14 protein-coding genes, 1 tRNA gene and 1 pseudogene are annotated in these 12,828 nt (G+C 41.3%); 5 read left to right on the top strand and 11 right to left on the bottom strand.

The features are described 5' to 3' along the window. Positions 1 to 10: 10 nt before the first annotated feature. Positions 11 to 643 carry a hypothetical protein gene (locus TOL9009_RS0117140; RefSeq protein ID WP_029633876.1) on the top strand — a complete coding sequence of 211 codons (633 nt, stop codon included), beginning with the start codon at positions 11 to 13 and terminating at the stop codon, positions 641 to 643. A gap of 924 nt (positions 644 to 1,567) precedes the next feature. Here the strand turns inward: TOL9009_RS0117140 and TOL9009_RS0117135 are convergent. From TOL9009_RS0117135 to TOL9009_RS50550, 4 genes are all read right to left on the bottom strand, one after another. Further along, a complete protein-coding gene (locus tag TOL9009_RS0117135) occupies positions 1,568 to 1,945 on the bottom strand; it encodes a hypothetical protein (protein ID WP_144238261.1) in 378 nt (125 codons plus the stop codon). A 640-nt stretch (positions 1,946 to 2,585) separates the two neighbouring features. Beyond that, entirely contained in the window at positions 2,586 to 4,097 is a 1,512-nt protein-coding gene (locus tag TOL9009_RS0117130; protein WP_186227586.1) for a virulence-associated E family protein, read from the bottom strand. 116 nt (positions 4,098 to 4,213) lie between these two features. Next, entirely contained in the window at positions 4,214 to 4,363 is a 150-nt protein-coding gene (locus TOL9009_RS47410; protein ID WP_186227585.1) for a plasmid mobilization protein, read from the bottom strand. Between the two features lie 409 nt (positions 4,364 to 4,772). Then, positions 4,773 to 4,958, bottom strand: a complete 186-nt coding sequence (locus TOL9009_RS50550) for a plasmid mobilization protein (RefSeq protein WP_029633873.1) — start codon at positions 4,956 to 4,958, stop codon at positions 4,773 to 4,775. Positions 4,959 to 5,085: 127 nt separating this feature from the next. Here TOL9009_RS50550 and TOL9009_RS0117115 point away from each other — a divergent pair, with 127 nt between their 5' ends. Then, positions 5,086 to 5,388 (top strand): hypothetical protein, encoded by a 303-nt coding sequence (locus tag TOL9009_RS0117115; protein ID WP_029633872.1) that lies wholly within the window; start codon positions 5,086 to 5,088, stop codon positions 5,386 to 5,388. Positions 5,389 to 5,489: 101 nt separating this feature from the next. Here the strand turns inward: TOL9009_RS0117115 and TOL9009_RS0117110 are convergent. From TOL9009_RS0117110 to TOL9009_RS0117100, 3 genes are all read right to left on the bottom strand, one after another. Further along, a tRNA-Ala gene (locus TOL9009_RS0117110) sits at positions 5,490 to 5,562 on the bottom strand. 51 nt (positions 5,563 to 5,613) lie between these two features. Then, the gene (locus TOL9009_RS0117105; RefSeq protein ID WP_029633871.1) at positions 5,614 to 6,333 is read right to left on the bottom strand and encodes an HAD family hydrolase; all 720 of its coding nucleotides are present in this window, start codon (positions 6,331 to 6,333) and stop codon (positions 5,614 to 5,616) included. Further along, positions 6,330 to 7,229: a class I SAM-dependent methyltransferase gene (locus TOL9009_RS0117100; protein ID WP_029633870.1), complete on the bottom strand. Its 900-nt coding sequence runs from the start codon at positions 7,227 to 7,229 to the stop codon at positions 6,330 to 6,332. The genes TOL9009_RS0117105 and TOL9009_RS0117100 overlap by 4 nt, the downstream gene beginning before the upstream one ends. 306 nt (positions 7,230 to 7,535) lie before the next feature. Between TOL9009_RS0117100 and TOL9009_RS0117095 the strand changes: the two genes are divergently transcribed. Continuing rightward, on the top strand, positions 7,536 to 8,717 hold the full coding sequence (locus TOL9009_RS0117095) for an RtcB family protein (RefSeq protein WP_029633869.1): 1,182 nt from the start codon (positions 7,536 to 7,538) through the stop codon (positions 8,715 to 8,717). A gap of 163 nt (positions 8,718 to 8,880) precedes the next feature. Here TOL9009_RS0117095 and TOL9009_RS0117090 read toward each other — a convergent pair whose 3' ends face one another. After that, positions 8,881 to 9,249: a clan AA aspartic protease gene (locus tag TOL9009_RS0117090; RefSeq protein WP_029633868.1), complete on the bottom strand. Its 369-nt coding sequence runs from the start codon at positions 9,247 to 9,249 to the stop codon at positions 8,881 to 8,883. Then, on the bottom strand, positions 9,246 to 9,518 hold the full coding sequence (locus tag TOL9009_RS0117085; protein ID WP_029633867.1) for a hypothetical protein: 273 nt from the start codon (positions 9,516 to 9,518) through the stop codon (positions 9,246 to 9,248). The genes TOL9009_RS0117090 and TOL9009_RS0117085 overlap by 4 nt, the downstream gene beginning before the upstream one ends. An 81-nt stretch (positions 9,519 to 9,599) precedes the next feature. Between TOL9009_RS0117085 and TOL9009_RS43600 the strand changes: the two are divergent. Together TOL9009_RS43600 and TOL9009_RS0117080 are read left to right on the top strand one after the other, a co-directional pair. Further along, a pseudogene (locus TOL9009_RS43600) lies at positions 9,600 to 9,719 on the top strand (RtcB family protein); the annotation flags it as partial. 148 nt (positions 9,720 to 9,867) lie between these two features. Next, entirely contained in the window at positions 9,868 to 10,674 is an 807-nt protein-coding gene (locus TOL9009_RS0117080) for a class I SAM-dependent methyltransferase (protein ID WP_029633866.1), read from the top strand. Between the two features lie 14 nt (positions 10,675 to 10,688). Here the strand turns inward: TOL9009_RS0117080 and TOL9009_RS39525 are convergent, their stop codons facing one another. Then, a complete protein-coding gene (locus TOL9009_RS39525) occupies positions 10,689 to 11,147 on the bottom strand; it encodes a DUF4351 domain-containing protein (RefSeq protein ID WP_051502933.1) in 459 nt (152 codons plus the stop codon). Positions 11,148 to 11,384: 237 nt separating this feature from the next. After that, positions 11,385 to 12,680: a dihydrolipoamide acetyltransferase family protein gene (locus tag TOL9009_RS0117070; protein WP_072022146.1), complete on the bottom strand. Its 1,296-nt coding sequence runs from the start codon at positions 12,678 to 12,680 to the stop codon at positions 11,385 to 11,387. Positions 12,681 to 12,828 lie beyond the last annotated feature (148 nt).

The raw sequence follows: 12,828 nt of genomic DNA, 5'->3' as shown, positions 1-12,828 counted from the left end.
GAATCCTAAAATGGCTAACAGAAACCAAGATATCTCAGAACTCAATGCCCAACTCAAGCTCCTACAGGAACAACAGGAGTTAGAAGACCAGAGACAAGCCGCGATCGCTGCAAAGTCTGCCAAATCTCGGAAGTATCTCATGGCATTCCTTGAACAGTTCATAGATAACCGGGTGCGCTTTGGACAACTAACTGCCTTCCAAGTCGCTGTTTATCTTCCGGAGTACCTAAAATCCTATGGTAAGGAAGCTACCATAGTCCGCTATGTAGGTCTTGTTACCCAACTATTAACCAATGAGTTCTATGGGGTTGAATGTACCACTAAAAAGATGGGTAATGGCGGTTTAATATGGCAAGGGAAGACCTATGAGAACTCCCAAGCGCTCTATGAGTTCTTAGTAGACTTAATGGGTGGAGTAGACCCACTAGGGAGCCAAGTATGGTTTGATTACCTTTTGACCGAGTTCCTATCAGACCCTACCTTTTTACCTGCTGAGGTCTTAATGTCAGACCGCTGGAAGTTATATGTCGCCAAGCTACAGCGATTAGTAGAAAGAGAGCGCTTCTCATTAGATGACTCCCACTCTGAAGATATGACCGCAGATGACCTATTGATAGCGAACAGTTTTCTGGCATTTTTCTAGGAACTGAGGGACTGTTGGGCTATTAATGAACCCCCCGGTGAGTATAAGTACTTACCGGGGTTATCCTTTGGAGCCAACTTGAGTGCCGAAAGTCCAGACTCCTATAATCCCATCACTTTTGAGGGATTTAATAACCAGATTATCTGGTTATATAAGTTACTTGCGGGGATAAAACCTTACCCCATAGGTGTTCTAAGGTTTTAGGTGGGGTTTTACTTGTCTCTGTTAGCACAGCACAAACACCCCATAAAGCCTTGAAAAGCTTACCCAGTAAGGTAGTTGATAACAGCATGAAGACTGCCGAGGGGTGAATAAAAGTACCATTACCTTTCTTACTTACCATAACCGATGTTTTATCGTTATCCTTATTCTGTAAGGCTTTCAGCGATTATAAGGTTTCTGAATGTGATCACTTGAGTAGTGGGAGTGCTGAGGGGTTAACTAAGGATACCTACACTTCCTCAATACATCCTTGCAGGGTTAAATCGGAGCTAATAGGAGCTAACCAGAGATAATCGCAGATAACCAGGGATTCTTCAGTTCGCTAATCGGCTCCCCTTGCAACCCCTTAGGTTACAGGCTAACCCATAAGAATACCCGGTAAATATTTATACTTACCGGGTTATCCTTTAGTGCCAACCTTATAGACCAACCGCATCCGAGGGTGATCAGGTATATAGAGTCACTGAAGTATTTAGGGGTGAAATAGGGCTACCCAATAAATATTTATGCTTATCGGGTTATCTTATGAGGTAACTAGCGCAACTGAGGGATTGTCGATTATCTCCGGGTATCTCTGATTATCTCTGATTATCTCCTGTTTAACCTACTTAGTAAGCAGATTAAGGATTGGTGGTTATTATAGCCAACAAATAACCCTCCGGTGCGCTCAGAGTGTCAAGGGGCTATAGGGGGGGTTAATCCCTAGTGTTCATTGGTTGCCTCCACATGATTAAACTCCATAGTTTCACAGGCGGTTTTCAAAAGATTTTTAGATGCTAAACTGTCAGCTTTAATATATATCCATTCGCCTTGGCGGTTCATGGTAAACCATCCGGGTTTACTAGGTCTTGAAGTAGCATAGGGGTGTAACTCTACCCGCTCACCTGTACACCAGGGAGTAAATGCGCCTCTGGAATATTCCTCTGAGTTACCACCAATGCGGTATTCAAAAACCAATAAGTTATCTTCACCCTGATATGTACCTGAATCAGGATAAAAGAATAGCGACTGACCCTCATTAGTTCGCCCTACATAAACAGGCTCGGCTAACACAGAGGAACAGGACAGTACTATGGACACCCCTAATAGCCCTGAGATTATCTTAGTTAACATAACTTTTTAAGTACTTGCAGTCATTATCATAACACTGTTACTTGGGTCAGCCACAATAGTTACTAGTTACCTCTGTATGCCATTAATCAGCATAAAAGCCCCATGTGGTTATCTAGGGATACCAGAGGGTTAAGATTAGGGGTTATCTTAGGTTACTACTGAGGCTAACAAGGCTAACAGTTGAAAATGATAGCCTCAGCTAGGATGCTTATAGGGTAATGGTTCTAGCCTGAGGCTAACAAGGCTAACAGTTTTATAAACTTTACCTTTACCTATATAGCCCTTAGAACCCTTAGAAGTCGCCTTCAGGTATTTTATTCATTATTTGATAGACTTGTTAGCCTTGTTAGCCTTGACAAGTTAGAACCCTTACCACATAAGACTTTTAGGAATCTAGGGTGAGGCTAAGACTTATAAAAAATGATAGCCTCAGGGGTTTAAATGATAGCCTTAGGGGGATAAATGATAGCCTCGGCGAGATAAATGATAGCCTTAGGGGGGATAAATGATAGCCTCAACGCATTAATGGGATTAGGCGATCACATTAACCAACAAGAAAACCCTCTAGATAATCTAGAGGGTAACTTGCTACATTATTTATCTCTAACTAGTCTTGAAATACCCTAGCAGATCCTAAAAGTTCTGCTGTAAGTATTAGGGGGTTAGTGGCATCTGATTTTACATATGCCCATACTTGCCTACCGGAGACCCTAACTTTGCGCTTAGTAAAACCTAACTCCATCAATGCTTGGGCAACCTTCTTATCCGCCTTATTAGCTCTCTGAGCGCCTAATGGTATTCTTAAGCCAGCTTCCATAAAGATGGATGGGATAACCGCTAGTCCATCCCAAGGTTGCTGGTTATCTCTACCCTGCTGTCGGCTATTCTTATCATTCCTGAATACCTCAGCTTGCCTTATATAGTTGCTCACAGAGGGTAAATACTCATTATCCTCTTGGTAATCCTTGTTTCGCTCTTCAGATGCTTGTGCCATCTCAGTATCTGTCCACCAGATAACCCCATTTTTCCATTGAAGATAAGCACTAGCTAGGATCTCATCTCTATTAACCTTTAGGAAGTCAATATCAATAGCTCTGTCGCCACATGGGATTATCCAGAACCTTCTAGAACCTGTAGCATCCTTAAGGATTTCATCAGAGTTACATGTACCACCGAATACCACATGCCGATCATGGTCTGTAGGTTTGCGCTCCCATAAGCCTCTAAATGTATCCTTAGTTTTTGTTAGGAATGCTTTGAGTTCCTCAACTTCTTTCTTGCGGGTTATACCCTCCATCTCGCCCATCTCAACTATCCAGGATTTAGCGATCTGTCTTTTGGTTTCGGTTCCATCAGTTGAACTATCCAAGTCTAAGAAATACTGACCGCCTAAGACTCGGAAGAAACTAGACTTACCAATCCCTTGTTTTCCTTTCAAAACTAAGCTGTAATCCGCTTGGCAACCAGGAGCCATAATCCTAGCTACCGATGCTATCAACCACTTCTCAAGCATCTTCTGGGATAGTTCATCATCCACACCTAAGATGATTCTGGCTAGCTTGTTCCATTCCGGCATTAGCTCAAGCTCTTTGGTCTCCAAGTAGCCTTCAGATGCGCCAGCAGGGTATACCCATTTTCGGGTCTTATTGCTAACTATAGACTCTATCTCATCTCTAACTGGGTTAAATGTTTTACCAGCGATAAATACTAACCACTTACGGTCAAACTGGTCTCTGGTTAGTTTCATCATCATGCCTAACGCATTTTCTAGCTTATCTATGAGTTCCTCTTGAGTAGTAGGTCTACCTTCAAATATAATCTCGCCAGTCCACTCATTAGCCCTAATCCGAGATTTAATACCCTTAGCAGTTGTTTCTATACCGCCATAAACAGCTTTGAAGACTTCCCACCATACATAACCAGCATTGCTACCAGCTTTATTAATAACTGCATTAACCGCACTGATCACTTTGGTTTGCTCATTATATTCCTTGTTATCAAAATGAGCGGAACCTCGGACATTGGCTGTTAGTATATCAACCTTTTTGAGTAGTTTTAGTACCTGTTCTAAGCCATCAAAGCTTGACTGAATACCTATATCAATGCTATAATCAGACATATCGACTTCCTTTGAGTTGGTGTTTGAGAAATCCATTATTTAAATCCTTGGGCATTAGCCCGGTTCTGTTTCTTTGAATATTTGAGTCTTAGGACATCTAGCAGCAACTAGGTGTCCTATTTGGTTTCTTGGGGCTGTATGGGCAACCCTAGCGCGGTTAGTCGGATATATTCAGACTGAGAGTATCCAGCGATCGCCGCCAGTTCCTTAATCTTTGCTACTTCTTTTTCAGTAGCCTTGAAGTTAACTTTCTTGTTTCTAATCATCTCGGTAAGCCTTATAGACCTCATCTCTATAACTTTGTCATTTGTTTTTTGTCCTAAATGCTTAATCCTGGAATCCTTATTAGGTAAGGGTTCTAGGTGTATTAGGAATATTTATTATCCTAAGACACACTAAAACCAACCATTGGAATATGAGATATTTACTAGAGTTATCATAGAGATTCCTCTATCGGGCTATTTAGCAGTGAATAACCTAAGGTCTCTAATAACCCCGACAATCCTCAATAGCCTTGTTGCGGGGTTAAATGGGAGATAATCGGAGCTAAATAGAGCTAGCAGGAGATAATCGGTAATCCTTCAGTTGACTAGTTGCATTGCTGTTACCAGGTAAGCCGACCGACCTCAGACTGCCGAGGCTTTGTCCTAAAATGCTTAATCTTGAAATCCTTACCTAGTAAGGGTTATAGTGATTCGGGGAACCCTTATCTGTCTTAATAGCTCTCATGACTGCCGACCGGACATAGCTAGACATCCCTTGCCCTGTCTCAGTGGCAACCTGGGATAATAGCTGATGTTCTTCGGGGGTTAACCAGACTTGTAACTTAACCTTCCTGGTAGTTCTCTGTGGGGTAGCCATTGGTATAGTTTTTATCTAGTTATACTCCTATTGTAACCCTTTAGGTTATCAGTGTCAAGTTACCTAACCTTGACTTGAACCAGTAGCTTAGTTTACAACAGAGAAGCAATAATACTTGGTATCTGAGATGACTGAAGTGATTAGTAAGCTAGCCATGACAGAAGAGGAAGCCCGGAATGATAAGAGCGGTATGGGTAAAGTACAGATACTAGGACACTGGTATAAAGCTACAGATATTGAGGATATTACCTGGGTAGATGCGGATGGCACTGACAGCAGTGGAGTAGATTATCCTGAGTATGCCAGTAGCTACTATGGGGATGCTGAGATTTTGTATGTGGTCTTATCTGATGGTACTCAGTTAGAGGTGGATGTAATAGATAAAGATACTGAGCTAGAAATGCTCTATGAGTGGATCAACACTATGTAGGGTAGAGCTAATATCTAGGGTAGTTCCTAAAATGTTGGTAAACTTAGGATAGATTTAGGATAGTTAGAACAGTTTTTAGGACTAGATAAGGCTGGAAACAATGGAGAATAGGAGACTCGAACCCCTGACCTCTGCGGTGCGATCGCAGCACTCTACCAACTGAGCTAATTCCCCAAATTGCTAATTGTCTTTTTAGCATGAGCCATCTGTTATTCTAGCATTCGCCTACACAGATTGTTGAGATTCATAATGTAAAAACACTTTTTCCACCCGTTCTAGTTCCAAATCACTTAAATAATCTACAGTCCAATTGCAGCAACGCTGTAGCATGTGAAATGGATAAGTATTTGCTACACCTAATACTTGCATTCCTGCACGTTTTCCGGCTTGTATGCCTGCTGGGGTATCTTCTATCACCAGACATTCACAAGGTTGAAGATTTAAATCAGTATATTCCTGATTCAGGCGTTCCACTGCCAATAAATAACCATCGGGTTGTGGTTTACTAGTGGCGATGTCATCACCTGCTACTATCACTTTAAAGTATTCGGCGAGTTTAGCGCGTTCGAGTACCACGGAGATTTCTTTGCGGATAGCATCACTGACTAATCCTAATTTCAGATTGCGCGATCGCACTTGAAATATTAAGTCATCTAAACCCGCATACAAAGGCAGTTTTTCTCTTTTCTCAACTTCGAGAGCATACATAGCTGCTTTGCGGTTTAGCAACACAGTTAAATAATCTTCACTTACGACTCTACCACGACTTGCCAACAACTCACGCAAAATTGTGCGATCGCACTTGTCCAAAGAAACTTGCTTTAACTCACCCTTTTTCAGGGTGAGATTTTCCTCAATCAGAATTTGCTTAATCAGTTCTTCGTGAATTGGCTCATCTTTAATGATCACGCCATTAAAATCAAATAAAACTGCCTTTAAACTCATGTCTTTGTGCCAAACGCTGGAGTTCCAAAGTCCTCCAAGTCATCATTATCTGTCGTCGGCGCGTACTGCCCAACACTTTTTTTGATTGTATTTTCACGCCAAATCGGTTTCACGCCACTAGTCACCTGATTTATCCACCAAACATCTTGGGTTTGCACTGCTGCAAATCCTGTCGCACCCATATTCGCATCTACACTGCCCGCAGCATAGTCACGAATATAAGGCTCTTCAAAAACATCATTTAGCCATTCTAACTGACGCAGGGTCTTTTGATTACCATCCAAAATCAATATTTGTCCACCCTCAACCAGCAAGCGGAAGCTTTCACGCAGAATTGCTTGAGCTACTATTGGGGGAGTTTCGTGAAAAAGCAAAGAAGCTGTCACCAAGTCAAAAGAAGCATCCTTAAAAGCTGTTTTTTCAGCATTCCCATGTCGCCAAGTTATATCCAAATTAGCACTTTGGGCTTTGTGTTCTGCCCTTACCAGCATATAAGGTGATAAATCCAAACCAATAACTTGAGCTTGAGGAAAAGCCTGTTTTAACATTAAGGTTGTGGAACCTGTACCGCAGCCTAAATCGAGGATGCGTCGCGGTTGTACTCTAATAGCATCAATTAAAGCTTGCCGCACCCAGGTTTCGTTAGGTGGTACAACGTATTGGGTAATCGGATCGTAGGAAACCGCTGCACCTGAGTTGAGATATCCCCCCTCAATGCCGTGAAAATTTTGGCTAGTGTAGTACGAGGGAATTGTTACATCATCTCGTCGGAAGTTGGCGCTCTCTTTTTCCCAGTCTACACTTTCAGCATAACGGCGCAAAGATTCCTCATCAATCAAAAGGCGTACTACGGGTGATAAAAAACGTTCCCAGATTGTATCTTGACGAACTGCCATATAATTTTCTCAATCCTATGTAACTTTTTTAATTATTTATTTACAAATATTAATACATTTTGCCAAAAACTGGTATTTGTGCAAGAAGCGATCGCCTATATCGTATTACATGTGCTACAATAGCAATACAAGCTTGTTCTCCCAGAGTAATTAATCAGCTTCACGAAAATTTAGGAAGCCGACTAACTCAAAATTAAACTGTTACAACTAACTTGGATTGGTTAGTTGTTAGTAGGTAGTAGTTAGTTTTTCCACTAACTACTACCTACTAACAACCATCAACCAACAACTAACAATCAAAATATTATGCCCTACGAAAACTTAGAAATATCCACGCGATCGCCCGTTTTATCTTGGGCTAATCACCCTTTAAAATCAGACGAAATTAAAATGGCGAAAAACGTAGCATCGCTGCCATTTGTATTTAAACATGTTGCTTTAATGCCAGATGTTCACTTAGGTAAAGGAGCCTTAGTTGGTTCTGTAATAGCGACAAAAGAAGCAATTATTCCGGCTGCTGTCGGTGTAGATATTGGTTGCGGTATGATGGCAATCAAAACACCATTTAAAGGTGAACAACTCGAAGGCAAACTGAAGAAAATTCGCTTGGATATTGAAGCTGCAATTCCAACTGGATTCAACGAAAATAAAGACGTGGAAAAATCCGTTACCAACTGGCAACGCTGGAGTGATTTTAAAGACTTGCATCGTGGGGTACAAGACTTACAAGGAAAAGCCATGCGACAGTTAGGTTCTCTTGGAGGTGGAAACCACTTTATTGAAGTTTGCCTAGATACAGAAAACTCTGTTTGGCTGATGCTGCATTCTGGTTCGCGCAATATCGGCAATAATGTAGCGCAGTGCCACATTCACACTGCGAAGGAATTAGCAAAAATGGCAGGTAATAGCTTACCTGATCCAGATTTAGCTTATTTTGTTGCCGGAACGCCAGAATTTCAAGCATATTGGCATGATTTGCAATGGTCGCAAGATTATGCGCGTGTTAACCGCGATGTTATGATGGCACGTTTCAAGCGCATCGTTGAGAAACATCTCGCGGGTGGAAAGGCAATTAAGCCTTTATTAGAGGTGAATTGCCATCACAATTACGCCGAAAAAGAAGTACATTTTGGTGAAGATGTGTATGTCACTCGCAAAGGTGCAGTCCGCGCACAAGAAGAAGACTACGGCATTATTCCCGGTTCAATGGGGGCAAAATCCTACATTGTTAAAGGTAAGGGTAATGCTCACAGCTTCTGTTCTTGCAGTCATGGTGCGGGACGTTTGCTATCTCGAAAGAAGGCAAAAAATACTTATACACTCGATGATTTGATTGAACAAACAATGGGTGTAGAATGTCGCAAAGATACAGGCGTTTTAGATGAAATTCCTAGTGCTTATAAGCCGATAGAACAAGTTATGGAAAATCAAGCTGATTTGGTTGAAGTTGAGGCAACCTTGAAGCAAGTTCTTTGTGTAAAAGGCTAACTCCAACAAACCCGGTATATTCACCAGTAATAGATTCCCAAAAATTGACTATGTTGTGGTAATTATCTTGTGAAACGGGCATCTTTGCCCGTTCAATACTCGCTTTATGTTTGCTTTCACACCTACGCCAAAAGAAAATTTAGTTAAAACTTATTGTTCAAAATTAGAAAATCTCATCAACTAGAACTGTACCGCCTTCACAGAAGTCAATGCTGAGATGGTAATCTTTGAGTAACGCAGTTCCGATGAGCGGACAACTACCCATCGCTAGCACTGCGACGTTTCGCTCTACTCCGTTCCAAATAATAGTTGCCAAATAAACGTCAGTTTCGACACTAGAATTATTAGCAAGATTTGCATTGATTTTAATGAGATAAGGCAACCTAAGTTGAGCGATCGCAGCAGGAGGTAAGGTTAAAAAACCCTCAAAGCCTGTATCCACAACACACTGAATTTCTACATCTGGATGCTCTAGAAGGCGAAGAATCACACCAATTTTTGCCTGAAGCCCAACTACAGTCCCATTTATCACTGTACAGTCCTTATCAATGTGCCACCAACAGCATAAACTGCATTAAAACCAATTCTTTCTCCCCAAAGTGCAGCATCAGGTTGTTTGGCTCGTAACCGAAGACTTGTTATAACTAAATCATCACCAATCTCATACTCACCTGTCTCAACATTAATTGAGATGATTTTGCCAATATTCTCTGCTGTCTCTACTTGAGGACGAATACTATTTTCATAGAGTTCCTTGCCGAGTCGGGTAATTTCTTCTCCACTTAGCTTAGGATAGTGCATACAAGAAATCTCCATAACAAATTACAGTTCTGTGACTGATTATATCCTATGGATTTTGTGTAACAAGTTGCCTGTAGGTGCGAAAGTGTATTAGATGAAATTCCTGGTGCTTACAAGCTGATAGAACAAGTGATGGCAAATCAATCTGATTTGGTTGAAGTTGAGGCAACATTAAAGCAAGTTCTTTGTGTGAAAGAATAAATTACAGTAGGATGGGCAATGCTCACCTTTTTTTAACGCAGAGTACGCACCAGTTAGCGCAGAGAAACGCAGAGGAATAAGAGTAAAATAAATAATAGTAACAAGTTATTTTTAAGTTAGCGATTAGATTTGTATAAATAATAATATTATGCTAAATAGTGAATACGAACAACAATATAAACAAGAAGTAATCGACTTTTTTAACAGCAGAACAAGCTACGACAACGATTATACAATTCGTCGTGCTGTGCCTTTATTAGAACTAGTTCCGCTACAAAACAAACAAAAAGTATTAGATTTAGCAACTGGCACAGGTATAATTGCTATTCCTGCTGCACAAATTGTCGGTGAAGGTAAAGTAATTGGCGTAGATTTTTCTTCAGGAATGCTCGCACAAGCACAAAAAAAGATTGATGAATTAAACTTGCAAAATATTGAACTAATTGAAGCTGATGTAGAATATATAGACTTTGATGATGAAAGTTTTGATGTAATTTTTTGTTCTACAGCGATAGTTTATTTTAAAGATATATCTGCTGCATTAAGTAAGTGGTATCGTTTTCTGAAAAAAGGTGGAATTGTGGCATTTTCTTGTTGTTCTGAGGAATCCTGCGAAGCACCAGGCATCATTTCAACTTGTGCTAAATATAATATTTCTCTTTTCAACATCAATGAGCCAACAGGTACACCCGAAAAGTGCCAAAATATGCTAGCAAAAGCTGGCTTTAAAGATATTAAAGTCAAGTCTCAACAATTTGGTTTTTACCGCAGTCTTGAGCAAGCTAAACAATGGAATGGAGGATGGTTTCATCCTAGAGAAAATCCTTTGTTAGAGGTGTCATCTGAGCAAATGGAAAAATTAAAATCAGAATATTGTCAACAAATTGAGGCTTTGTCAACTGAGCAAGGTGTGTGGTATGAACATATGGCTTTTTTTGTAATTGCTCGAAAGTGAGCATAAATGACAATCTAAGCCAAACTATTGAGCCAATTAACCAAATCTTCTTCAGTAGCAAAATCTAGTAATGCTTCCCCTAAGTCTTCTAATTGTGTAAGAGATAAATTCTCAACTTTAGACTGTAATTGAGGGCTAATTGTACCAATTCGACGATTTAGTAAGCGCATAACAAGCCTCAGTTCTGATTGTCTTCCTTCTTCTCTTCCCTCTTGAAGAATTTCTTGATAAATTACAGATTCTCTCATATCTTCCCTCCGAAAAAGTTGACGAACTAGTTCTGTATCAAATACTAACCCGGCTAGCAATTGTGTACATGCCGAGATGCTTTGCTGGATTGCTGTTTCTTCAATCATACTCACTTTGACTGCAATCTGTTGAAGCAAACTTTCAGGTGAATTTGTTTGCGCTAGAGTTGCCAAGGGAAGTAAAGCAGAAGATGTCAGCAACGGTTCTGGATTTTGCTCCCACATACGGATGACGCGGTAGCGATGAGAGGTATTACGAGCGGTAAATTGCTCAACAAATACACCATTAACATTAATAAAAAAATCCGAAATCCTTGATGAGACGTAGCATTGCTACGTCTCTACATCACATGTAATCTAGCGGACATGATATTAGATATTAGCTAGCCCAAAAATTAATGTAGAGACGTAGCATTGCTACGTCTCTACAAATGAAGTAATATTGTGTCGGCTGAATTCAAATTACATTGTCAAAGATTGAGTATTTGTCTCAATTAACTTCGCTAAATCTCGTAAGAATGCAGCAGCATCAGCACCATAAATAATCCGGTGATCGCAAGTAATATTTACCTGCATTTGTTGCTTGACACCAAACAAACCGTCTGCTGTAGCTACGACTTGCGGACTTGATGCACCGATCGCTAAAATTGAACCTTGTCCGGGTGGTAAAATTGCATCAAATTTGTCTACACCAAACATCCCCAAGTTCGACACGGTAAATGTGCCGCTGTTGTATTCTTCTGGTTGCAGTTTTTTGACTCTCGCACGCTCTACCAAAGACTTCCAGTTACGCGATAGAGAATATATATCCACCATGTCTGCATTCTGTAACACGGGCGTAATTAATCCGCCATCATCCATTGCCACTGCTACAGCAACGTTGATATCAGAATGATACACGATACCTTGTTCTGAATAACTAGCATTTAACAACGGGTGTTTTTGCAATGTCACTGCTACAGCTTTCGCTAGTAGTGCTGTCATTGTCACACCTTTAGATTTTATCTGTTTGTAAAGCTTGTCTAACGCATCAGTGGTAATTGTGTAACCTATATGAATCACAGGTACGGAGAGGCTAGCGACCATATTCCGCGCTACGGCATTTTGGAAAGTAGTCAAAGGCACTATATGACCCTCTATGGCTGCTGTTGGCATCGGTGCGGGTGCAGATGCAGCAACAGGCGTAGGTGCAGGTGCAACGGTCTTAGTGACTTGTGCAGGGGGTGCAAATGGAACGGGAGCAGCGGGTTGCTTAGTACCAACAGACGCCTCGACATCTTCAGCCACGATGCGTCCGTAGGGACCGCTACCCGTGAGGTTACTTAGATCAACCTTCATTTCCTTCGCCAACTTACGAGCGCGGGGTGAAGCTATTAGCCGTCCTTCCCGATGATTGGAGCCATTTTGAGATGCTAAGACAGGTGTTTCAACTGTGGCTGATGCTGCCATTTGGGGTGCAGTAGCAGCTTTCTCACCACCTGCGTTTCCTTGCGCTACTGCTTGCTCTATCTCGGCTTCTGTTTCTGCCAATAATGCGATCGCTGAACCTACAGGGGCACTTTCACCAGCTTGTACCAGAATTGTGGCAAGATATCCCTCATAAAAGGATTCTACATCCATATCTGCTTTATCTGACTCAACAACCACCACTGTTTCGCCTTTTTCCACTTTATCACCTGGGGATTTCACCCAGGAAACAATTTTACCCTCGGTCATGGTGGAACTCAGCGCCGGCATAAATACTTCTTGGATGCTCATAGTCGGGTGGTTTTGAAATCGATAATTTATGGACTTTAACAGCTTTTGCTTTATGCGAATTGTAGCTTGACACAGGAATTTTGGATGCTCGATTTTAGATTTTAGAGCCAGAAGGGGGAGACAAGGGGAGTGGGGGATGGGGGGAGGG

The organism is [Scytonema hofmanni] UTEX 2349, from assembly GCF_000582685.1.
Lineage (GTDB): Bacteria > Cyanobacteriota > Cyanobacteriia > Cyanobacteriales > Nostocaceae > Hassallia > Hassallia hofmanni.
This window is presented reverse-complemented; position numbering and strand designations above follow the sequence as displayed.

Coding starts and splice junctions, on each gene's coding strand:
- TOL9009_RS0117100 (WP_029633870.1), bottom strand. CDS start 7,229: ATGGCAGTTCGTCAAGATACAATCTGGGAACGTTTTTTATCACCCGTA.
- TOL9009_RS0117130 (WP_186227586.1), bottom strand. CDS start 4,097: ATGTCTGATTATAGCATTGATATAGGTATTCAGTCAAGCTTTGATGGC.
- TOL9009_RS47410 (WP_186227585.1), bottom strand. CDS start 4,363: ATGATTAGAAACAAGAAAGTTAACTTCAAGGCTACTGAAAAAGAAGTA.
- TOL9009_RS0117070 (WP_072022146.1), bottom strand. CDS start 12,680: ATGAGCATCCAAGAAGTATTTATGCCGGCGCTGAGTTCCACCATGACC.
- TOL9009_RS39525 (WP_051502933.1), bottom strand. CDS start 11,147: ATGTGGGAGCAAAATCCAGAACCGTTGCTGACATCTTCTGCTTTACTT.
- TOL9009_RS0117105 (WP_029633871.1), bottom strand. CDS start 6,333: ATGAGTTTAAAGGCAGTTTTATTTGATTTTAATGGCGTGATCATTAAA.
- TOL9009_RS50550 (WP_029633873.1), bottom strand. CDS start 4,958: ATGGCTACCCCACAGAGAACTACCAGGAAGGTTAAGTTACAAGTCTGG.
- TOL9009_RS0117085 (WP_029633867.1), bottom strand. CDS start 9,518: ATGCACTATCCTAAGCTAAGTGGAGAAGAAATTACCCGACTCGGCAAG.
- TOL9009_RS0117095 (WP_029633869.1), top strand. CDS start 7,536: ATGCCCTACGAAAACTTAGAAATATCCACGCGATCGCCCGTTTTATCT.
- TOL9009_RS0117115 (WP_029633872.1), top strand. CDS start 5,086: ATGACTGAAGTGATTAGTAAGCTAGCCATGACAGAAGAGGAAGCCCGG.
- TOL9009_RS0117140 (WP_029633876.1), top strand. CDS start 11: ATGGCTAACAGAAACCAAGATATCTCAGAACTCAATGCCCAACTCAAG.
- TOL9009_RS0117080 (WP_029633866.1), top strand. CDS start 9,868: ATGCTAAATAGTGAATACGAACAACAATATAAACAAGAAGTAATCGAC.